The sequence below is a fragment of the Paenibacillus sp. plas6 genome (genome assembly GCF_057221655.1).
This window is the reverse complement of the sequence record NZ_CM170151.1, coordinates 1,189,178-1,210,680: the sequence shown is the minus strand read 5'-3', so window position 1 is coordinate 1,210,680 and position 21,503 is coordinate 1,189,178. Positions and strand designations below refer to the sequence as shown.

Sequence of the window (21,503 nt, the reverse complement as noted above, 5' to 3'; positions counted from 1 at the left end):
TGCCTGCTGCCTGCTTCTTACTTAGACGGAATCGTTAATATTAGGGGGATCGTAGCACGAAGCTGTTTACGATCCCATCATTGTTGGTCATCTAAGGAGTGAAGAGTATGAGCGACATTATTTTAGAAATGAAAAATATTACGAAGGAATTTCCAGGTGTCAAGGCGTTATCGGATGTTAGCTTTAAGGTAGAGCGAGGGGAAATTCATTGCTTAGTCGGTGAAAATGGTGCAGGAAAATCGACACTAATGAAGGTGTTAAGCGGTGTTTATCCTTATGGCACATATTCTGGCGACATCATTTTTGATGGGAAAGTACAATCTTTTGCGAAAATTAGTGACAGTGTAAAGACTGGCATTGTCATCATTTATCAGGAGTTGGCGCTGTTTCCAGATTTAACGGTTTACGAAAATATTTTTGCTGGTAATGAAGTTAAAAATGGTTCAGTTATTGATTGGAACCAAACGATCGTAAAGGCACAAAGTATGCTAAATAAAGTCGGATTAAATGTAAATCCTGAAACGTTAATTAAGGATTTAGGAGTAGGTAAGCAACAGCTTGTCGAAATTGCAAAGGCATTAAGTAAAGACGTTAAGCTGCTTATTTTAGACGAACCGACTGCAGCGTTAAATGAAAATGATAGTGAAAATTTGCTTAATCTCTTATTTGAGCTAAAAAAGCAAGGTATTACTTGTATTATGATTTCCCATAAGCTAAAAGAGGTCATTGCAATTGCCGACAAAGCTACCGTTTTACGTGATGGCAGAACGGTTTGTACGTTAGATGCAGCAAGGGGTGAAATTACAGAGGCAGCGATCATTAAGCATATGGTGGGACGAGAATTAGAAGATATTTATCCAAAACGTCAGAATAAGAAGTTTGGCGAACCTATTTTAGAAATTCGTAACTGGAGCGCATACGATGTTCAATTGAGCAGAGAAGTGGTCAAAAATGCTAATTTGTATGTAAGAAAAGGGGAAATCGTTGGAATTGCGGGCTTAATGGGGTCAGGCAGAACTGAATTAGCATTAAGCATTTTCGGCAATCCAAAATCCTACAAATTACAAGGAGAGCTTATCGTTGAAGGGGTTGTTCGTAACTTTAGACATACAAGTGATGCAATAAAGGCTGGTATCGCCTATGTAACAGAGGATCGCAAAGGAGATGGACTGTTTCTAATCCAGAATATTAAAAACAATATTACTATTGCGAATTTGAATGCAATCGCTCGCAGCGGAGTTATTAATGAAAATGAAGAAGTGAAGGTGGCTAACGAATATAAGCTATCGATGAATGTAAAAGCACCATCAATTGAGCAAATAGTTGGCAACTTAAGTGGTGGTAATCAACAGAAGGTTTCATTAGGAAAATGGCTGTTTGTTGGGCCAAAGCTGCTCATTCTTGATGAGCCGACACGAGGAATTGATGTCGGTGCAAAATATGAAATTTATACGATTATGAACAAGCTGATCGAGCAGGGCATGAGTATTATTATGATCTCCTCAGAGCTTGGCGAGGTGCTAGGCATGAGTGATCGCGTCTATGTTATGGCAGAGGGCAGTATTAAAGGAGAGCTGCCAATTGAGCAAGCGAATCAAGAAAACATTATGCAGCTCGCTACTCAATAGAGGGAGGAAAACATCATGAGTTTTTTTTCTGAAGCAAAGGCATTAATTAAAGAAAATATTCGCGAGTACGGAATGTATATCGCATTGTTCGTTATTATGCTTACCTTTACGATATTAACGGATGGACTATTTATGTCCTCTCGTAATATTAGTAATCTATTAGATGCTACAGGATATATCGCTGTATTAGCTGTCGGCATGACGCTAGTAATTATTATTCGACATATTGATTTATCCGTTGGTTTTGCCGCTGGTTTTATGGGAGCTATCGCAGCAATTATGCTGTCTCATTGGGGTGTGCCTGTTTATATTACAATTCCAGTTATTTTAGTGCTGGGCATCGTTATCGGAATGTTTAATGGCGTGCTGGTAGCTTCGGTCGGTATTCCAGCATTTGTATCCTCGCTTGCTGCGATGCTTTTATTCCGTGGTGCATTGCTGCTCGTAACAGAGAAAAGCGGCACTATTATTGTTAGTGATCCATATTTCAATGCCATCGGTAATGGATTTATTCCTTCATTAGGCGAAGTAGGAGGATTACATCTATTATCATTAATACTTGGCTTAGTAGTTATCGTGCTTTATATTTATTTTGAATTTGTGAATCGTCGCAATAAAATAAAATATCAATTTGAAGTAGTATCTACAGGGATCTTTGTTGCAAAACTAGTCTTTATTTCAGCAATTATAGCATATTTAACTTATATATTAGCAGGTTATAACGGTTTTTCATGGACAGTTGTCATTATGCTTGCCGTTGTTATCATCTATCATTTCATTATGAACAAAACCGTATTAGGTCGTCATATTTATGCGGTAGGCAGCAATCCTGAAGCTGCACATTTAAGCGGGATTAGCGTTAAAAAAATCACTTATATTGTATTCGGTTCAATGGGGATGTTGTCCGCGCTTTCCGGAATTCTTTATACAGCCCGTTTGCAATCAGCAACGACAACTGCAGGCACGTTGTTTGAGCTTGATGCAATTGCAGCAGCTTATGTTGGCGGTGTATCTGCAGCAGGCGGTGTTGGTAAAGTAACAGGTTCAATTATCGGAGCGATTGTTATGGCTTCCTTATCAAGTGGAATGAACTTGCTTGGTGTAGGTATTTCTTATCAATATATGATTCGTGGCGGAGTATTAGCTGCAGCCGTTATTTTCGATATTATGACGCGAAAAAAACGTAAGTAGTAATCAAGACTTGAAAGGGAAACAAATGCTCATGTCGAATATGTGACATGGGGAGTTCATCCTTAACATGATTGAGACTTGGTAGTTCTCCTTTTATCTTTTATATGTTGACGCATGGTTAAATGACAGCTTCAACAGCATGGAGTATTCAAGCTCTCCCCTGCTTCGGTAGAAGTGGGGGAGTTGTTGTTTATATAGCCTATTGCACACGCCTTCTAAAAGAGTGGAAATAGGAAATGGAGTGAAACTACATGAAAAAAATGCTGTTTATGTTCATTTTGTTTGGAACATTATGCGCTGTACTGCTTGGTTTTACTGCTCGCTCTGCCTATCTCATCTTTAAATCTCAGCATGAACTGCCAAGTATAACTATTGAGGATCAGGAGAACTATCGGCTTGTGCTAATTACGCAGGAGCTTGAAACGCCTTTCTGGGATAAGGTAGCAAATGGTGCCAGAGAAGAAGCAGAACGACTTGGAGCAAGTCTTGAAGTATGGGGCAGCTATGGAAATGATCACGAAGACTTTTTGAAAAAGCTGGAAATTGCAATTTATTCCAATGTTGATGGTGTTATTATTCAAGGACTTGATACCGATGGATTTAAAGAATTAACGAAGGTTCGTGCAGCGTTCTATGGTGTTCCTGTTATTACAGTAGGCAGTGATGTACCAATGGAAGACAGCTTAAGAAGAACATACGTTGGCTCTGATCAACTAGCAGCAGGACGATTAATCGCTCAGCAATTGCTTAAGGATATGGGAAGCTCTGGTACAGTCGTGATTCTTGGTGACAGTAATCAGGAATATTATCAGAGGCAAAGACTGACTGGCTTGCAACAGGTATTGCAAAACTATGAAAAAATAGCTGTTGTGTATGAGGAGACACAGGAGCGAGAGGAGCAAGTGCTTGCTGCAACTCAGAAGGTGTTAAACCAAACTCCAAATGTAACCGCTTTTGTTACACTAAATGCAAATATGACCTCTGCGATGATTAAAGAAATTAGTCGACGCTCGCAGGTCAATGCCTATTACATATATACCTTTGATGATAGTCCAGATAGCATGCAGCTATTAATGGAAGATAAGCTTGATGGCATAATCGAGCAGTCGCCGGAAGAAATGGGCAAAAAAAGCGTTGAATTAATGATGAAATGGATTAGTGGCGAATTGATGCCGTTAAATTCCGAAGGTTATCTGACCGAAATCAAGCTGCTGAAACGGAAGGATGTGGAATTTAATGATTAGTATTCAACGTAAAATTTGGCTGCTTGTTGGTGTCGTATTAATTATTATGGTGTTCATCTGGACGATGCTAACCTTTTACAATCAAAGAATGCAGGCTCAATATAACGATATTTTGCAGCGCTATTTGCGATTGAATGAAATAAAGAATGAGAGTCAGCAGCTAATCGTATTGCTTAACAACTATTTATTAAATCCGAATGAAGCTAATCTATTTTTATTACATAAAAATAAAGAGGAGCTACATCAAGCAAGAACAGATATCCTTTCTCTTCGTAACAGCGATAACAATTTTACGATTACAGGTTATATGAATCTGGTGAATAGTTTACTTGAGACAACAGATCGCTCGTTGCTTTTTCAAGACAAGCAAGAAATAGAAGACTCAGAAGAAGCTTTTTCTGAAGCAACACGCATTTCCAGATATATTTCTGAAATGACTTTAACATTAATAGATAACGATCTAAAAACATATGATCAATTTTACCGTGGCATTATTGAGCAGTCTGGTGAATTAAAAAAGCTAGGAATATGGCTGCTGTTAGGTGTTACTTTGCTGCTTTTATTATTCTCCTACGCGTTTTCACAAAGCATTACCCAACCTATTAAAAAGCTGACACAGGCAGCAAGAGAATTAGCTAGAGGCAGAATGGATTTAAAGATAGAAGTTAAATCCAATGATGAAATTTCGTTTCTAGCAAAAATGTTTGAGCGTATGCGTATCAGTATTAACAATCTCATTTCCGAAATACAGCAGAAGGCACAGCTTGAACATGAGCTGCAACAAAATAAAATGTTACTGCAGGAAAGTCAGCTACGAAGTTTGCAAAGCCAAATTAATCCACACTTTCTGTTTAATACACTCGACACAATATCAAAAAAAGCTTATCTCGAAGGAGCTCATGAAACAAGCGATTTAATTGCTAATGTTGCAGGATTGTTACGATATAATTTGAAGCGGCTTGACCGTTCTGTAGCACTCTATGACGAAGTAAAGGTGCTGCAGCAATATATTGAAATTCAAAAAACACGTTTCTCTGAGCGCCTACGTTTCGAAATGGATATCGATGAAAGCTGTCTTCATGCTCAAATTCCTGGTCTGACACTGCAACCGATTGTTGAAAACTCCTTAATTCATGCGATCGAGCCTCGAGAGGATGGAGGAACGATTACCTTCCGAATAAAAGATGCGACGACTGTGGTTATCGTAGAGATTGAGGATGATGGTCCAGGCATGTCTCAAGAAACGATCAAGCAAATTTTAACGGAGCAAAATATTCATACAGCAGGGCATTCAACTGGAATCGGATTTTCAAACGTAGTAAAGCGGCTTCGCCTATTTTATGGGGTTGAAGACATTATTGACATAGAGAGCATGCAGGGTAGAACGAAGGTGAAATTAACGATACCAAAAACAAGGAGAATGTATGGTGATGACAAAGATCTTGGTCGTGGATGATGAGCAAATTGAACGTGATGGAATAACAGCGATCTTGCGTGATGCGTTTTCTGAGATACAAATCGAGCAAGCGAAAAATGGTAAGCAAGCTGTTGAAATCTGTGCTGAATTACAACCTGATCTTGTTTTGATGGATATTAAAATGCCAGGAATAAACGGACTTGAAGCGATTGAGCTAATTGCGAAGGATTACCCTGCGATTAAGTTCATTATGGTAACAGCTTACGATACGTTTGAATATGCACGGTCAGCAATTAAGTTAGGTGTGAAAGATTATTTACTAAAGCCTAGTAAAGCAAGTGACATTGTAGCTACTGTTGATAAAGTGCTACAGGAAATTGCCGAGGAGCGTAAAAGCTTAGAGGCAAGCTCAAGACAGCAGGAAACATTAAATAAAATGTTTCCAGTTATTGAGGCAGATCTGGTCACTCAACTATTATTTGATCATGTGCATGATGTTCATATTGACGAATTACTTAGTCTCATTGGCATCATTCCTAATCATGAGTTATTTGTTATAACGATTTTGCTTAAGGCTCCCTCAGATCAGCTTTATTCGAAAATTAGAGAGAAGGCACGACAGCAGAGCAATTGCTTAGTCGGTGCACTTAATGGGCGTTATTTACCGATTATTGTATTTCGCGATAGCCAGCGTTCATATCGAACGCAAGCGATTAAGCTGGCGCGTGAATTGTTAGCTGTTGTTGAGCAATTTAAACAAAGTGCAGAAAAAGTGCATGACAGCGGTAAGCAATTTTTAGAAGCGCCGTGCTTTATTGGTATAGGCGGCATATGTCAGTCTCTAGATGAGATTAAGCAATCTTATCATGAGGCATTAATTGCTTCGTTAGATACAACCTTGCCAATTAAGTATCAATTTTATGCAGATTCTACCGTGCTAGGTCCAGCAAAAGAAAGAGTATCAGTTAATCAGTGGGAAAGACAATTTATTGAACGAATTCGTCAAGGTCATTGGGAGCAAATTGAGGCTGATATTGCCGAGCTATTAAGAAATTGCGAGAAGGACGGAATAGCGCCGCACATTGGCCAGCAGCGTGCACTTGAGCTGTTATGGCTTGTTACCAGAGTATTAACAGAGATGGGGGTCGAAATTGAAACACCGTTATTCTCTGCGCAAAGTAATAGTTATGAGAGTTTAAGAGAAGAAGCTTACCTTTTACTTGCAAAACTAGAGCAAACGGCAAGGGCTTATCAAGCACAAATTAAACCAGATGCAATAGGCCGAATGAAGCAATATATTTTTGAGCATTCTCACGAGGATATTTCTTTGGAAACAATCGCTATGCAAATTGGTTTAAGTCCTGTCTATGTCAGTAAAATGTTTAAAGATCAACTAGGCATAAATTATATTGATTTTTTAACACAGTGTCGCATTGAAAAGGCAAAAAGATTAATGGCTGATCCTGCGCGCAGTTTAAAGGAGATTACATTTGAAATAGGTTATCATGATCCGAATTATTTTAGCAAAGTATTTAAAAAGTTAACTGATCAATCGCCAACCGAATATCGTCGAGCGCTTTTTGGTAAGCGAGGTGGAGAATGATGAAACGATTTAGCTGGAGCGGGACAATAGCTGTTCTTTGCCTACTGCTGCTAATTTCAATAACTTGTGCTGGGTGCTTAAAACAGTCTTCGCAGGAGCAGAGGGAGGAGCTTGCTGAAAATAATTCTAACCTTGAGCAGAAAGTGCCAAAAGAAGATAAGGCGATTAAAATCGGTTTTGCGATGGATACATTACAGGAGGAGCGCTGGCTGCGCGATCGTGATTTTTTTAAGGCGGCAGCAGAGGCTCTTGGAGCTGAGGTAACGATTGAGGCTGCTAATGGAGATGATGCTAAGCAAATTTTTCAGGCTGAGCAAATGATTAGTGAAGGGGTTGATGTGCTTGTTATTGTTCCGCATAACGCTGCTGCAACAGCGGCAATTGTGCAGCGTGCACACTCCTCGGGAGTTAAAGTTCTTGCCTATGATCGCTTAGTGAACAATGCAAATATCGACTTATATGTTTCCTTTGATAACGAAAAAGTTGGTCAGTTGCAGGCTGAACTGCTCACAAAGCTAGTTCCAAGCGGAAAATATGTATATATTGGCGGTGCAGATACAGATAACAATGCTCATATGGTTAAGAAGGGGGTGTTTCATGTATTGCAACCTTATATAGACCGTGGAGATATTCAGATCGTCTATGATCAATGGACGAAGGATTGGGTGCCAAGTGAAGCATTAAACAATATGAAAGAAGCACTTGCAGCAAATCAAAATCAAGTTGATGCAGTCATCGCTGGCAATGATGCAACTGCAGGAAAAGTAATTGAGGCACTTGCAGAGCAAGGCTTGGCTGGCACGATTCCCGTAGCAGGGCAAGATGCGGATCTGTTAGCGATTCAACGAATTGTTGCAGGGACGCAAACGATGACGATTTATAAGCCAATTAAGCAACTTGCTGATAAAGCGGCTGAGTTAGCGATCAAACTAGCCAATGGAGAGGAAATCACGGCAGATCGCAAGGTCAACAACGGAAAAATCGAGGTTCCATCTATCCTGCTAGAACCAATCGCAGTAGATATTTCTAATATCGAGGAAACAATTATCGCGGATGGTTTTCATATGCGCGAGCAAGTTTACGGCGGTATAAATCGTTAACAATAAATAAGGCTATCTATCTCTGCTGAAAGCTAATAGCTTCGCGCGGGAGAGATAGCCCTTTTTATTTTAGAGCATTCCTAATTTTATTAGTTCGTTCTTCTTAACAATAGACTGACCGCACTATATAAAGCCCATAAGCTCGTAGTTACTGCAAAAGCGATCATTGCTGCAGCTAAATCATATGGATAGCCATAGAAGCCTGCTTCCGTTGGACGAACTTTAATTAATAGCAGCCAAAAAGGAATGGCTAGCAAACTAAATAACAGTAATCTTAAAATAACCGTCCAACGACGTTTTATTTTGAATTGAGTATGACTTAAACGGAAAATGCTTCGCAGTAAAAGAATAATTAGTAATAGACTAAGTAAGAAAATAAATAAGGAGATGAATCCTAGTGTTTTCATAACATTGAGAGAACCTTTTACAGATTTCGCCTGCATACCAAGCATTAGTTGAATTATACCTTCACCGATAGTTTTCGTAGTCTCTCCATCTGCCTCACCAACTAAGAGGACAAATCCTGATTGCAGATCCGGAATCAATGCCATATAAGAGCTTGAGCCCATGCCATCGCCAGACTTAATAAGTACTGCGTTTTCGCTAATAACATGGCGTTCAAAGCCGCTTTCCGTATAGATGGTATCTGATAGATCTGAAGCATTTACACCTGTTTCAAACACCTGCGGTGAGGAGACGTCCATAATATGGATAGCCCATGTTGCAAGATCTATTGCACTGCTATATGCTCCCCCTTCAGGAGCTTGGCTTGCTCCGAATTCCTCCCAATAAGGCTTTACCTGGCGTTGAAAGCCGAATAGATAGCCATATTCTTTAGCTACATCAGCATCAGGCATATTATATGGAGCAAAAGTCGTATGATTCATGTTAATCTTGTCAAACCATTGTTGCTCCATATATGCTTCGTAATCTTCATTCGTGACAGTTTCAATAATTAGTCCAAGCAGGTTATAGCAGGTATTACAGTATTGACCGACTGAGCCAGGTTCATTGTTCATGTTAACGGTTTGCAGAGATTTTGCTGCATTTTCAAGTGAATTACGATTGTTTTTAATATCTTTATAGATAGCGCCATCCGCAACATAACGGCTTACTCCAGCGGAATGAGTTAATAGATGTCGCACAGTCACTTTCTCTGAGCGTTCAACATCTTTATAGTGAAACCACGGTAAGTAGCTGTTGACTGGTGCATCTAGATCAAGCAGATCTTCCTCTGCCAGCTTATGAATTGCAGCCGCGGTTAATACCTTTGTAATTGAAGCGATAGAGTACACTGTATTCTCTGTCGCAGCTTGCTTTGTAGTTTTATCCGAGTAGCCGATTCCATTGGAAAGCACGATTTTACCTTGTTCAAAGACTGCGTAAGCTCCGCCTGGAAATGCTGCTTCTGTAAATTGTTCTCGTATGTAGGAGTCGATCTGTTCGATTGGCAAAGATTGCCCTTTTTGAGCTGTTTCAGCATTAACTAAACTTGCCATTGGTAATGAGGCAAGAAGGAAGGTAAAACATAATAACCATTTCATAACTTTAATCATGTCGCGTTCCTCTTTTCTCTTGCTTTCTTAATTTTAATTGTAAGCAAAAAAAGTCACGCTTCGTAGTGACTTTTTGGCAAGATTAGCAGTGACTTTTGGATAACTATTTAATTTTATTAATGTGCTGCATTGGAACTAGCGGTACAACCTTTATTGCTTGTCAATCTATTGTGAGTCTAATGGCGGTGATGGAATCAGTTTTTCACCTAGCCAATGTCCAAACAGAACAATAGGAAGCAATGTAAGTCCTAATGGAAGACTAAGCCAAATATCAGAAACTTCTATAATATTTTCATTGAGTAATCGATAGAGCAAATAAACAGAATAAGGCAAGGTAATGATTGCTGCTGTGACTACTCCTGGAACCAATTTACGTACAATGACAGCTTGAGCAATATGCATGAATACATGAAGTAATAGCACGCAGTTAAATCCTAAAAATAATAAATAATGTTCTGATTCAGCTGCGAGAAAGGTAGCAGGAATAAAAATAATAAATTCAATGCACACCGCAATTGAAAATTGCGGTGTAGTCGTTTTTGCTAACGAGTTAAGAGTGCTATGGAAATTAGCGGGTACTTTAGTTAGAAGTTCTTTATGGTATTTGCGAAAAAAAGGTTCAATTCGAATAATCTCTTCAAAATCATGGAGCATAAATGCGGCAAGAAATAACCAAATTAAGGATTGAAGGCTAATTGCGGAATCCAATAGTTGAATCATAGAGTAACCTCATTTCTACTGTGAATGGAATAAAGTACTATACTATATTCTCCTTCATAGCCCTCTCTCCTTTTACGTTGTAACTTCTCATTTTCAAGGAAGATTTAGTTTGTTTTAACCTTTCCTTAAGGAGTAAATTTAAGGTTAAGAAACGCAGAGATAAGTTAAGGAAAGGGTAGATGCACAGGAAAGTATACCTGCTTAAATCTATCCTTTTTGTATAAGGTTTATATTGCATTTAAGATATTTTTTAAATATAGTAATGATCATTAATTAAATATATAGTAACTAATACATATTAATTATATGTATGGAATTAGAAAGGAGATTAAAGCAAGCTAAATGAAACAGCGTAGATTAAAAAAAGGCGGGCTAATTTTTTTAATTACAATATTATCAATGATTCCGCCTCTTGCAACTGATTTATATATGCCGGGGCTGCCAGAGATTGTTACACATTTTAATACGACAACTTCAATGACGAGCTTTACGATGACGATTTTTTTTATTTTTATGGCACTTGGTACATTAGTTTTAGGTCCTGTCAGTGATAAATATGGCAGAAAACCAGTTTTGGTTTGCAGTACTGTTTTGACCCTGATTTGCAGTGTTCTATGTGCATTTTCTCCAACAATTATTTTTTTAATTTGCGTACGTGCAGTTCAAGCGCTAGGCGCAGGAGGGATGTTAGCGATTGGCTCGGCATTAATTAAAGATAGCTTTGAAGGGCCAGAGATGGGGAAGGTGCTATCGATTACGCAAGCTTTAATTTTTATTGCTCCAGTAGCAGCACCGATTTTAGGAGCATTTATTTTGAAAGTTTCAGATTGGAGCATGACATTCATCGCTTTAGCTGTAATGAATGCATTAACGCTAGTCATTGTGCTATTATTGGATGAAACATTGCCTGTAGAGCGACGTGTTCAAGAGAGCACATTTCAATCAATATTAGGATTGTCCAAAATTGTTAAAAACCCCGTGTTTACAAATTTATTGTTGGTAGGCGGAATATTAACTGCTCCGTTTATGGCATACATATCTGTAGCTTCATATGTATATGTGAATGAATTTCATACCTCGGAAACGATGTTCAGTATGTATTTTGCTGTAACTTCTGCTTTTACTGTCGTAGGTCCATTACTTTATGCTCGACTAGGACAAAAACCGTTTAAAAGGGCTCTGTGGATTTGCTTTACTGTTGCGACAATAGCAGGGATTCTGTTAATAACAATGGGAAAAATTAGTCCAATCCTGTTCTTAATAAGCTATATTCCATTTGCCATAATGTCTACCTATATTCGACCATATATTTCTGAATTGCTGTTAAATGCGCAAAAGGAGAACATCGGTGCAGCATCAGCAGTAATGAACTTTGGCTTCACGATTCTTGGAAGCCTAGGAATGTTTATCGGTTCATTAGGTTGGTCCAGTTACGTATCAGGCATCGCTATTACGATCTTTATTTTCACTGTAGTAACAGCAGTAATTTTTACAATGGCAGACAAGTTAAAAATATTTAAAAACATCGGTCCTGTAAGAGCATCAAAATAAGTAACTTATGATTTCTCCGCCGGAGCAATTTTTTGTATATCCATTGTAGTCGTGACTAAGTTCATTTCTTCTTCACCATTTTTTTACTTATTCATGTTATGATAACAGTTGTTAATATTCTGAGTGGGAACTGCATCATACTATGAAAACAGAGATTGGAAATACTTTTTATTCCATTGCTACTAACTATTTTCTTCGTTATAATAGTTATTAAGTAAAATTAAATATCACCCTCATCCTATCAAACGATGAGGTAGAGGTCGCGGTTATTAGTAGTAAATAAGCGGAGACGCAGAGAACGTCAATGAAGCTGATGAAAGGAATAATCGCCGAAGTTTAATTGCTGCTCTGGGCAATTAAGCTGGGACTGTTACCGAAAGGTGCAGGACTGTCACAAATGATTCATTTGTGATGAGCTATCTTGAAAGCAGATAAGTTGGGAATAATTGATAACGTTCACTTCTGTGAACGTTTTTTTATGACCTATCTTGTTCTTCACTCCAGAACATAACAGTCGATCGATAAACTGATTAAGGCACGATTAAGGAGTGTTAGTTTAAATGTCATCAAACTATTCGACTGAGCCAAAGCGATTAAAACGTGGACTTAAGGCTCGACATCTTACAATGATTGCACTTGGAGGCTCAATTGGCACAGGACTGTTCCTTGCCAGTGGCAGCGCAATAGCAGAAGCAGGGCCAGGAGGTGCACTGCTAGCATATTTTACAGTAGGAATTATGGTTTATTTCCTAATGAGCAGTCTTGGTGAGCTGGCAACCTTTATGCCGGAATCAGGCTCTTTTAATACGTATGCAAGCCGCTTTGTTGATCCTGCACTAGGCTTTGCTCTAGGCTGGAATTTCTGGTTTAACTGGGCGATAACGATTGCTTCGGAACTTACGGCTGCTACATTAATCATCAAATATTGGTTCCCTAATAGCCCTTCTTTTTTATGGAGCTTTCTGTTTCTAGCTGTCATTTTTGGACTGAATATATTGTCTGTCAAAGGCTATGGTGAATCAGAGTATTGGTTTGCTCTAATAAAAATCGCTATCGTTGTTATTTTCCTAATTACAGGGGTACTTATGATAGCTGGAATTATGGGTGGATCAAAGCCGGTTGGTTTTGAGAATTTCACGTTAGATGGCGGACCGTTTCATGGTGGTTTTCTTGCATTTTTAGGTATTTTTATGGCAGCAGGATATTCTTTTCAAGGAACTGAGCTAGTAGGTATCGCTGCAGGTGAGAGTGAAGAGCCAGAAAAAAATGTGCCAAAGGCGATTAAGCAAATATTTTGGCGTATCCTAGTTTTTTATATTTTCACGATTTTCGTTATTGGGATGCTAATTCCTTATACAAATCCTAGCTTAATGCAAGCTGATATTGAGAATATTGCTGTTAGTCCGTTTACTCTTGTTTTTGAAAAAGCAGGATTGGCATTTGCAGCTGCAGTGATGAATGCAGTTATTTTAACTTCAGTACTATCTGCTGGTAACTCTGGGATGTATGCAGCGACGCGTGTGTTATGGAGTCTTGCTAAAGAGGGACAAGCACCGAAGTTCCTAAAAAAGCTTAACAAACGCGGTATTCCAATTAATGCGTTATTGGTTACAACTGTAATTGGGATGCTTGCCTTTCTCGCTTCATTTTTCGGTGATGGTGTAGTATATTTATGGCTACTGAACGCTTCTGGTATGTGCGGATTTATTACTTGGCTTGGTATTGCGATTAGCCATTATCGTTTTCGGCGGGCATATATTGCCCAAGTGCGAGATCTAAATGATTTCCCTTATAAAGCAAGATGGTTTCCATTTGGACCATTATTCGCATTAGCTTTATGTTTATTTGTTATGATTGGTCAAAATTTTAAAGCTTTTACTGCAGAAACGATTGATTGGTATGGTGTGCTTGTATCCTATTGCGGCATTCCTTTATTTCTAGCTGTTTGGCTTATTTATAAATTTGTCCATAAAACAAAGCTAATTCCGCTTACAGAGTGTAAATTTGAAACAACTGAATAGAAGCAAGGATAGATATTAGATATGCTTTCTTAATGAAAAGTCAGTATAGCGTCAAGACGTCTATACTGACTTTTTTTGCATTTACTTTTTACGCTAAAGTGTTATGATGGATGGACAACTTAGATAGACAGAGGGGGAAATTTAATGGGACTATTTGGTGGAGGTAACCCTTTCGGCAGAAATCAAATTAGCGGTGATTGGTTACGAACATTGAAAAAATCGAATGAACCGACCATGCTAGAAAAAGTAGATATGCTGTTTAAGGATGTCGAAACCGACGGTAAGAAACAAGGATACGCTAGAGCAGCACATCAATATAGCAAAGTATTTAATCAACTTGAAGAGGAATATTTGGCGACAAAACAGCTTATTGAACAGCAAGTTGCAAATTACGATGCATTATCTAATTCTTTAATTGATAAGCTTGATTCGTTAGAAAAACAGAAATCAGAGCTTAGACAGTAAGCAAACAGAAAAATAAATGATGTTTCAAAAAAATATAATGTTTCTATTTTTGATGTTACAAAATCATTGTCGACTGGCTCATTATTTAGCGGCGGTCCTGCAGGCGTTGATATTCTTGGCATCATATATAATCATAAAGAGAAAAAATTAAAAGAAGCAGAGCAACGCGGATATGTTGTATTTTTAACTCCTCATATTTTTTATGCGAAAGCAAATGCACATATTCTTTGCAATAAGAAAAACAGCCCGGCAGTCATGCTCGAATGAACATGATAGCTAGGCTGCTTTTTGCATTTAATACGGCAATGAATTAGAGCAGTGCTTCAATTTGCTGTTCAATATCAAGTAAGGAGTCCCAAGGTTCAAAACGAGCAAGAACTTTGCCTTCTTGATTTACTAGAAATTTAGTGAAGTTCCAACGAATGGCGTTTCCAATTAAATAATCCGCATGAGCAACTTTAATCTTTTCAACGGTTAGCGCTTCTTGAATATTGTTTGGATCAAGCTCGCGAACATTAACCTCATGTTTCAAATAATTAAATAGAGGATGAGCCGACTCTCCATTTACTTCAATAACGTCATACATTGGAAACTCTACGCCAAATGTCGTTCTGCACACAGTAGCTGTTTCTTCGCCATTTTCTGGGTTTTGTTGACCAAATTGATTACAAGGAAAACCAAGCACAACAAAGCCTTTATCTTTATATTTATTATACATACGTTGTAAATCATCAAATTGATAGGTAAAGCCGCATTTATTTGCAGTGTTCACAATTAACATCACTTTACCTTTATACGTTTGCATGGAAACAATATCCCCATTTGGTTTTTTAGCTAGATAGTTATAAATGCTCACTTTTCTCCTGCTCCTCCTTGTTGTCTATAATATATGATAATGCTTAACCTCTATTCTATCGCTTTGCAGCTTAAATTGTAAGTCTTTACGTGATAAACTATCTATTAACTTCTGTTGCAACAACCGCAAAGCTTAAGTATGATTGGTTAATATCTCATTTTTATACTAAATGGACAGAATAGGAGCGGCGTTCAATGAGTATTAAGGCTGTTTTATTTGATCTGGATGGTACATTGCTTCCCATGGATGAGGAAATGTTTGTAAAAGGTTATTTTAAATTGCTTGCTAATAAATTAGCTAGTGTTGGCTATAAGCCGGATGAATTAATCCAAGGCGTTCATGTTGGGCTTAAAGCGATGTTTAAAAATGATGGACAAAAGTTAAATATGGAAGCCTTTTGGCAAGCATTTGCGGAAGTGCTAGGGGATCGAGTACATGAAGATAAGCCTCATTTTGATGAATTTTATGCTAGTGATTTTAAGCAAGTAGCGGCTTTTTGCGGCTTTAATCCATTAGCTAAGGAAGCTGTTCATTATGTACGCAGCAAAGGCATAAAACTTGTGCTTGCTACTAATCCTGTATTTCCTTCTATTGCTACTGAAACGCGAATTAAGCTTGCAGGACTGGAACCTGAGGATTTTGATTATTATACAACCTATGAAAATTCCTCTTTCTGCAAGCCAAATCTAAGCTACTATACTGAAATATTAGAGAAAATTGACTGTCAGCCAGAGCAATGTTTAATGGTAGGTAACAATGCAAATGAGGATATGGTCGCTGCACAGCTGGGAATGAAAGTTTTTCTTGTGACAGATTGTTTAATTAATAAAGAAGAGAAAGATATTTCAGCCTATCCGCAAGGCGGATTTAAGGAGTTAATCACTTATTTAAAGCAGATCGACTAATATCAAGTATTAAGCAAAAGCTAATTTAAATAAAGGAACAAGGTAAGCAATGTAAGATGCCGCCTAGAGGCGGCATCTTAATTTATCGCTACACAACAAAACGATAACCAGCCCCCCATACGGTAACGATATAAGAAGGTTTACCTGGGGCTGGTTCTATTTTTTCTCGAATTCTTGCGATATGTACGGTTACAGTTGTCGTATCACCGAAGGCATCCATTCCCCATATCCGCTCAAACAGCTCTTCCTTATTAAATACGCGATTAGCGTTCTGTACGAGAAAAAGCAGCAAATCATACTCTTTATTAGCAAGAGTAACCTCTTGGCCGTTAACATACACTAAGCGTGCATCAGTATCGATTGTTAAGCCTCTAACCTGAATAATATTGCGTTTAAGTTCGTCGCGGCTATCTTTCATTTGCTGAGATAATCGTTCAGTAATACGTTCATATTTGCTAATATGCGCTTTTACCCTTGCGACTAGCTCAGCAGCACTAAACGGCTTCGTAATATAATCGTCTGCACCGAGACCTAAGCCTTTCACTTTGTAAATGTCCTCGGCACGTGCGCTAATTAGTAAAACTGGAATGTCGTTATGTTGTCTGATGGTGGAGAGAACTTCAAAGCCATCAATTCCTGGCAGCATAATATCTAATAAAATGAGATCAAAGTTTTGCTGTTTTAGTAAATCAATACATGCTTGTCCACTATCTACAATGGAAACGTTAAAATCATTAATTTGCAAATAATCTTTTTGCAGTTCGGCTATTTCTAAATCATCTTCTACAATTAGTACATTTTTACGCATTTATGTTCACCTTCCGTTGCTTAGGCAAGGATATGTAAATACTTGTTCCGATGCCAAGCTGGCTTCTTGCCCATATATTGCCATGATGAGCTTCTACAATTTGTTTGGCAATGGCTAGACCTAATCCACTTCCTGATTCTACTTTGCGCGCTGTATCGGAACGATAGAAACGATCAAAGATATATTGTGCTTCCTCTTCTTTCATTCCATTTCCATTATCTCTAATTTCTAATATAAGCGAAGAAAATGTTTCGCGCAGCATAAAATCTATTTTTTTCTGATCCTTATCATTGTAGAATAAGGCGTTATCAATTATATTTTGCAGGACTCGCATAAAACGTTCGGGATCAAGTTTAACAATATGGTGTTTAACTGCTTCAAGCTGCAGTGAGACTTGTACATTTTTTTCTGTAAATTGAGCCTGTTGCTCTTGAATACAATCTTCTATGTAATGAACAAGATTAATCTCTGATAAATCAAACGTCATTTGATTCATATCAAGCTTTGAAAATAGCAATAAATCATCAATCATCGTGTTTAAAACAATCGTTTTACGATGAGCGGTTAATAGATACTGTCTTTGCTTTTCTTCTGTATTAGCGATTCCATCAATAATGCCTTCAATATAACCTTTAATGGAGGTTACCGGCGTCCGAAGATCATGGGAAATACTAGAAATTAAAAACCGCCGATTATCATCGAATTTTTGCTGTAAATAAACAGATTCTTTAAGTTTAATTCTCATTTGCTCGAGGGCACGACATAACTCAAGCAATTCCCCTGTACCGTCTTCTGTAATAATTGAATCTAGCTGTCCTTCACTTATTTGCAAGGCAGATTGCCGCAGCCGTTCAATTGGCTTAACAATTTCCCGTGAGACAGTGCGTGCAATCCAGCTGCTAATGAGTATATAAATTGCTAGAAATGACAGTAGTGAAAGTGTAATAGGCAGCCACGTAACAATCGATAAATCTGTAACAGGCAGCAGCATAACGAATGTTGCCTGAGATCTTGTAATCTGAAATGAGTCTAGTGAATAGGTCTGCTTACCAAGCTTAATTGTAGCATTCTCTTGCTTAATTAAGTTTTCTATTGCAACTATTTCAGATCGAGATAATTCAATAGATGAATCAAGAACTGTTCCGTATTGCAGCAAAACATATTCGCCGTTTACACTTCGTAAATTGGTTGTCACCGCATCAAGAAAAACTCTCTTATTTATCGATTCAAGACTTCTCTGATCAAGCTGCAGCGCCAGCTCATTGAGTAGCTGCTGACGCTCAACACTTTGCTTAATCATATTCGAGGATACTGGTTTTATCGATAATTGAGTAAGAATTGACAAAGTGACACTGTAAACAATTGCTCCTGCAATAAGGGCAACAATGACCGAAATAAGCTGGTACTGCAGGATTCGTTTCGTTAGCTTCAATTAAACCACCTTACGTTCAAATAGTAGATAGCCAATACAAAATAACATTATGCAAAATCCTATCATACTTAAGCTCATTCGTAAAAGTTTAAACCATTGAATAACCTCACTTATCCATAGACGGAACCAATCAAACATGGAAGTAAATAAGAAGCTAGAGGTTTGATGGAATATAATACCGATAACATACATGGCGATAAAAGAAAGAACAGTTAAGAAAAACACGGAATTTCCGCCTTTTACAATGTTGGCGAGAATGACAACAAACAGCGCAAACGCGGTTAAAGGTAATATGCTGACCATATAAGCGATAATGCTTCGTCCAATCCCGCTAATTGTAACCGAACTAAAGTTAAAAAGGATGCCAATAATGAGCGACAGCACCATAACGATTACGATATTAATTACTAGTACAGTAAATAATGCTAGAAGCTTTCCTGTATAAATACTAAAACGTGAGGTAGGTCTAGTAATAATTAGCTTCATTGTATTGCTATTATACTCGTTATTAAACATATCAATAGTTAAAAAAGTAATAAATAATGGAAAAATACTATACATCATAACACTTAATATCATTAATGGCAGCTCTGTGCTGCGTACAATAAGTAAGCCAAGACTTTGATTAATTATCGTAACAGAAACTTGACCAATTAATACTGCTAGGATTGATAATATGCTGCCTGCTACGATTTTTTTCTTTTTGCGTATTTTATATAGCTCATTTAGATAATTAGCTTGCAACCCGGCCATTTCGTTCCACCTCATTGATAAAGTAATGTTCTAACGAAGAAAAGTTTTTTAAGATGTCCTCTGTCGTATCTGCACTTATTAATCTGGAGTTATATACGATGCCCACACGATTACAAGTTAGTTCAATATCATGAATCAAGTGACTTGAGATGAAAAAGGTCATTCCATGCTCCTCTGAAAGTGTTTTGATAAGATTTCGCATATCAAGCATCCCTTGAACGTCTAAGCCATTTAACGGCTCATCTAAAATAAGCAGCTTAGGGTTAGATAAAAGCGCATTGGCAATACCTAGCCGTTGCTTCATGCCAAGCGAAAATTTTCTTGTTTTTTCATGAGCATATTTACTAAGACCAGTAAGCTCTAAGCACTCATGTATTCGTTTTGCGTCGACATGCTCGTAGTAGCGTGCTGACAGCATTAAATTTTCGTAGGCAGTTAAATATTGAAATGATTCTGCAGTTTCGATTAAGCAGCCTACATGCGACATTGCTTCCACAAACTGCTCCTGAACGCTTGCCCCAAAGATCGATACATCGCCAAAGCTCGGTTGAATGATGCCTGTCATTAGCTTCATTACTGTTGTTTTCCCGGCTCCGTTTGGTCCTAAAAATCCGAAAATTTCTCCTTGCTTTACCGTAAGATTAAGATCATCGATGCCTCGACCATTATCATAAAGTTTAGTTAAATGATCAAATTGAATTGCTATATCCATCGTTTCGTTGTACCTCCTATATCGCAACTAAGGTAGACTAGTAACAGTGACTAGTCTACCTCAATCAGCCTATTCTATTGTTTTTGTAAAGTTAATGTTGAAGTGTTGCAATGGTGTTGATGAGTAGCTATAACCGCCATCCTCGTAGGATCTAAAAAATACATCTGGTTCAAATTCAATCGTATCAAGATAAGGCATACGTGCGATAGCGGTATTTTCATTGCCATTGTTATCGAGATAATGAATAATAGCAATATTATCGATAACTTCAATGCTTGTAAATGTTAATTGAAGCGGGTTGTACTCATTCTCGTAGCCTTCATACAAGATTTCCTTCATACTGCCTTTGATAATGTCCTTAGAGATTGCTTCAATATTTAGCTGACGCTCACCAATTTTAATAATCTTTCCATCTTTTTCGATTACGATATTGTTACTATAAGTACCTACGCTGCTTTCTTGGGTCAGCATATTTACAATAGAATAATTCTCAGTTTGAACAATCGCATCTGTTAAGTCTGGTAATTCAACGACAGTCGAATTGATATCGTAAAGGAGTAATTCGACATTTACTTCAACAGTATGAGAAACACCTTGCTCATCGTTTCCGCTAAACGATAGATTAGCGTTAATATTTGTAACTAGACCTTGATCATTTTCTATCACTTGACCAGTAACAGAATCGATTGAAATATCGGTAGCTAATGTAGGAAATTGATTAGTATTGCTTCTACTATATCTTAACATGTCATTATAATGTTGCTTCGCAAGGTAGGAAGAAATGGCATTGATTATAGATGGAATCTGTGCCTCGTTTAGAGAGCCGCTATATTCATAACCGCCTTCATTCGTTGATTCAACAATGACAACATCCTGCAAATTGCCGACAACTGCATCAACAATTTTTTCAAACTCGACTGCTCCTTCTTCGGCAAAAGGATTTTCAAAATGAACTTTGTCATAAGGATATTTCTCAAAATGATCATCGCTGAACGGAGTTACATACAATTTATTTTCATCATAATCTTTCCAAACGGATTGATTCTGATCGCGGTAGTAATAATGCTCATATGTATTAGATTCATAGTAAGTTTCATTAATGCCGTAAGTCTCTTGTTTTAAGTTTTTTAGATCATATTTTTCTTTAGAATACTCATATGCTAGCTTTTGATCATCGACACTGATTTGATAAGTTCCTTCCATCGTAAAACTATCAAGACCGCTCGCTAGTTGCTCAGTAGTATACTTTAATGATTTTTTAATTTTTTCATAGCCTGAACTTAACAGCATGTCGGCAAAGGCGGTTGAAAAAAATAAGCTAGCACCAATCCCTAATGCAACAAAAGTTTTAACTTTGAAAGTTAGTTTCATTTATTTGCACTCCTTATCATTAAACTTATTTTTTTGGCTTAATGTAAGTATAAAAAATGGTTGTTGAGGATTTCTAACGAAAATATTAACAAACTATTAACAATGAGAAGAGAAATTAATTATTTTGGGGTAGAGAAAATAGGAAAAGACAAAAGTAAAGGAAAAGAAAG

19 protein-coding genes and 1 riboswitch are annotated in these 21,503 nt (G+C 37.7%); of the genes, 11 read left to right on the top strand and 8 right to left on the bottom strand.

The features are described from left to right. The first annotated feature begins 107 nt into the window (after positions 1-107). From AC2TDL_RS05440 to xylF, 6 genes are all read left to right on the top strand, one after another. Entirely contained in the window at positions 108-1,628 is a 1,521-nt protein-coding gene (locus AC2TDL_RS05440; RefSeq protein ID WP_484699183.1) for an ATP-binding cassette domain-containing protein, read from the top strand. Between the two features lie 15 nt (positions 1,629-1,643). Continuing rightward, positions 1,644-2,819, top strand: coding sequence for a sugar ABC transporter permease (locus AC2TDL_RS05435; protein ID WP_484699182.1), 1,176 nt, complete (start codon positions 1,644-1,646; stop codon positions 2,817-2,819). Between the two features lie 251 nt (positions 2,820-3,070). Further along, on the top strand, positions 3,071-4,063 hold the full coding sequence (locus AC2TDL_RS05430; protein ID WP_484699181.1) for a sugar ABC transporter substrate-binding protein: 993 nt from the start codon (positions 3,071-3,073) through the stop codon (positions 4,061-4,063). Next, a complete protein-coding gene (locus AC2TDL_RS05425; RefSeq protein ID WP_484699180.1) occupies positions 4,056-5,519 on the top strand; it encodes a sensor histidine kinase in 1,464 nt (487 codons plus the stop codon). The genes AC2TDL_RS05430 and AC2TDL_RS05425 overlap by 8 nt, the downstream gene beginning before the upstream one ends. After that, positions 5,494-7,083 carry a response regulator gene (locus AC2TDL_RS05420; RefSeq protein ID WP_484699179.1) on the top strand — a complete coding sequence of 530 codons (1,590 nt, stop codon included), beginning with the start codon at positions 5,494-5,496 and terminating at the stop codon, positions 7,081-7,083. The genes AC2TDL_RS05425 and AC2TDL_RS05420 overlap by 26 nt, the downstream gene beginning before the upstream one ends. Continuing rightward, positions 7,080-8,183 (top strand): D-xylose ABC transporter substrate-binding protein, encoded by a 1,104-nt coding sequence (xylF, locus tag AC2TDL_RS05415; protein WP_484699178.1) that lies wholly within the window; start codon positions 7,080-7,082, stop codon positions 8,181-8,183. Before AC2TDL_RS05420 ends, xylF begins: the two co-directional genes overlap by 4 nt. 89 nt (positions 8,184-8,272) lie before the next feature. Here the strand turns inward: xylF and AC2TDL_RS05410 are convergent, their stop codons facing one another. Both AC2TDL_RS05410 and AC2TDL_RS05405 read right to left on the bottom strand, forming a co-directional pair. After that, on the bottom strand, positions 8,273-9,739 hold the full coding sequence (locus AC2TDL_RS05410) for a serine hydrolase domain-containing protein (protein ID WP_484699177.1): 1,467 nt from the start codon (positions 9,737-9,739) through the stop codon (positions 8,273-8,275). 165 nt (positions 9,740-9,904) lie between these two features. Next, complete coding sequence (locus AC2TDL_RS05405) at positions 9,905-10,459, bottom strand: HXXEE domain-containing protein (protein WP_484699176.1); 555 nt, start codon at positions 10,457-10,459, stop codon at positions 9,905-9,907. Positions 10,460-10,801: 342 nt separating this feature from the next. Between AC2TDL_RS05405 and AC2TDL_RS05400 the strand changes: the two genes are divergently transcribed. The 4 genes from AC2TDL_RS05400 to AC2TDL_RS05385 all read left to right on the top strand — a co-directional run bounded on the left by AC2TDL_RS05400 (position 10,802) and on the right by AC2TDL_RS05385 (position 14,763). Continuing rightward, positions 10,802-12,010 (top strand): MFS transporter, encoded by a 1,209-nt coding sequence (locus AC2TDL_RS05400; RefSeq protein WP_484699175.1) that lies wholly within the window; start codon positions 10,802-10,804, stop codon positions 12,008-12,010. Between the two features lie 246 nt (positions 12,011-12,256). Next, a riboswitch (Lysine riboswitch) is annotated at positions 12,257-12,437 on the top strand. A 133-nt stretch (positions 12,438-12,570) separates the two neighbouring features. Further along, the gene (locus AC2TDL_RS05395) at positions 12,571-14,031 is read left to right on the top strand and encodes an amino acid permease (protein WP_484699174.1); all 1,461 of its coding nucleotides are present in this window, start codon (positions 12,571-12,573) and stop codon (positions 14,029-14,031) included. A gap of 144 nt (positions 14,032-14,175) precedes the next feature. After that, positions 14,176-14,496, top strand: a complete 321-nt coding sequence (locus AC2TDL_RS05390; protein ID WP_484699173.1) for a hypothetical protein — start codon at positions 14,176-14,178, stop codon at positions 14,494-14,496. A 66-nt stretch (positions 14,497-14,562) separates the two neighbouring features. Further along, positions 14,563-14,763, top strand: a complete 201-nt coding sequence (locus AC2TDL_RS05385) for a hypothetical protein (protein WP_484699172.1) — start codon at positions 14,563-14,565, stop codon at positions 14,761-14,763. 43 nt (positions 14,764-14,806) lie between these two features. On the opposite strand, the gene AC2TDL_RS05380 is transcribed toward AC2TDL_RS05385, so the two are convergent. After that, a complete protein-coding gene (locus AC2TDL_RS05380; protein ID WP_484699171.1) occupies positions 14,807-15,352 on the bottom strand; it encodes a glutathione peroxidase in 546 nt (181 codons plus the stop codon). A 194-nt stretch (positions 15,353-15,546) separates the two neighbouring features. Between AC2TDL_RS05380 and AC2TDL_RS05375 the strand changes: the two genes are divergently transcribed. After that, complete coding sequence (locus AC2TDL_RS05375) at positions 15,547-16,257, top strand: HAD family hydrolase (RefSeq protein ID WP_484699170.1); 711 nt, start codon at positions 15,547-15,549, stop codon at positions 16,255-16,257. A gap of 88 nt (positions 16,258-16,345) precedes the next feature. Here the strand turns inward: AC2TDL_RS05375 and AC2TDL_RS05370 are convergent, their stop codons facing one another. The 5 genes from AC2TDL_RS05370 to AC2TDL_RS05350 all read right to left on the bottom strand — a co-directional run bounded on the left by AC2TDL_RS05370 (position 16,346) and on the right by AC2TDL_RS05350 (position 21,333). After that, the gene (locus AC2TDL_RS05370) at positions 16,346-17,065 is read right to left on the bottom strand and encodes a response regulator transcription factor (RefSeq protein ID WP_484699169.1); all 720 of its coding nucleotides are present in this window, start codon (positions 17,063-17,065) and stop codon (positions 16,346-16,348) included. Then, positions 17,058-18,497 carry a sensor histidine kinase gene (locus tag AC2TDL_RS05365; RefSeq protein WP_484699168.1) on the bottom strand — a complete coding sequence of 480 codons (1,440 nt, stop codon included), beginning with the start codon at positions 18,495-18,497 and terminating at the stop codon, positions 17,058-17,060. The genes AC2TDL_RS05370 and AC2TDL_RS05365 overlap by 8 nt, the downstream gene beginning before the upstream one ends. Continuing rightward, a complete protein-coding gene (locus tag AC2TDL_RS05360) occupies positions 18,498-19,250 on the bottom strand; it encodes an ABC transporter permease (protein WP_484699167.1) in 753 nt (250 codons plus the stop codon). It lies immediately after the preceding gene. Continuing rightward, a complete protein-coding gene (locus AC2TDL_RS05355; RefSeq protein WP_484699166.1) occupies positions 19,231-19,962 on the bottom strand; it encodes an ABC transporter ATP-binding protein in 732 nt (243 codons plus the stop codon). Before AC2TDL_RS05355 ends, AC2TDL_RS05360 begins: the two co-directional genes overlap by 20 nt. 69 nt (positions 19,963-20,031) lie before the next feature. Continuing rightward, positions 20,032-21,333 (bottom strand): hypothetical protein, encoded by a 1,302-nt coding sequence (locus AC2TDL_RS05350; RefSeq protein ID WP_484699165.1) that lies wholly within the window; start codon positions 21,331-21,333, stop codon positions 20,032-20,034. Positions 21,334-21,503 lie beyond the last annotated feature (170 nt).

Bases quoted from the DNA above. Each gene is read 5' to 3' on its own strand.
- AC2TDL_RS05440 (WP_484699183.1), top strand. From the start codon at position 108: ATGAGCGACATTATTTTAGAAATGAAAAATATTACGAAGGAATTTCCA.
- AC2TDL_RS05435 (WP_484699182.1), top strand. From the start codon at position 1,644: ATGAGTTTTTTTTCTGAAGCAAAGGCATTAATTAAAGAAAATATTCGC.
- AC2TDL_RS05430 (WP_484699181.1), top strand. From the start codon at position 3,071: ATGAAAAAAATGCTGTTTATGTTCATTTTGTTTGGAACATTATGCGCT.
- AC2TDL_RS05425 (WP_484699180.1), top strand. From the start codon at position 4,056: ATGATTAGTATTCAACGTAAAATTTGGCTGCTTGTTGGTGTCGTATTA.
- AC2TDL_RS05420 (WP_484699179.1), top strand. From the start codon at position 5,494: ATGACAAAGATCTTGGTCGTGGATGATGAGCAAATTGAACGTGATGGA.
- xylF (WP_484699178.1), top strand. From the start codon at position 7,080: ATGATGAAACGATTTAGCTGGAGCGGGACAATAGCTGTTCTTTGCCTA.
- AC2TDL_RS05410 (WP_484699177.1), bottom strand. From the start codon at position 9,739: ATGATTAAAGTTATGAAATGGTTATTATGTTTTACCTTCCTTCTTGCC.
- AC2TDL_RS05405 (WP_484699176.1), bottom strand. From the start codon at position 10,459: ATGATTCAACTATTGGATTCCGCAATTAGCCTTCAATCCTTAATTTGG.
- AC2TDL_RS05400 (WP_484699175.1), top strand. From the start codon at position 10,802: ATGAAACAGCGTAGATTAAAAAAAGGCGGGCTAATTTTTTTAATTACA.
- AC2TDL_RS05395 (WP_484699174.1), top strand. From the start codon at position 12,571: ATGTCATCAAACTATTCGACTGAGCCAAAGCGATTAAAACGTGGACTT.
- AC2TDL_RS05390 (WP_484699173.1), top strand. From the start codon at position 14,176: ATGGGACTATTTGGTGGAGGTAACCCTTTCGGCAGAAATCAAATTAGC.
- AC2TDL_RS05375 (WP_484699170.1), top strand. From the start codon at position 15,547: ATGAGTATTAAGGCTGTTTTATTTGATCTGGATGGTACATTGCTTCCC.
- AC2TDL_RS05370 (WP_484699169.1), bottom strand. From the start codon at position 17,065: ATGCGTAAAAATGTACTAATTGTAGAAGATGATTTAGAAATAGCCGAA.
- AC2TDL_RS05360 (WP_484699167.1), bottom strand. From the start codon at position 19,250: ATGGCCGGGTTGCAAGCTAATTATCTAAATGAGCTATATAAAATACGC.
- AC2TDL_RS05355 (WP_484699166.1), bottom strand. From the start codon at position 19,962: ATGGATATAGCAATTCAATTTGATCATTTAACTAAACTTTATGATAAT.
- AC2TDL_RS05350 (WP_484699165.1), bottom strand. From the start codon at position 21,333: ATGAAACTAACTTTCAAAGTTAAAACTTTTGTTGCATTAGGGATTGGT.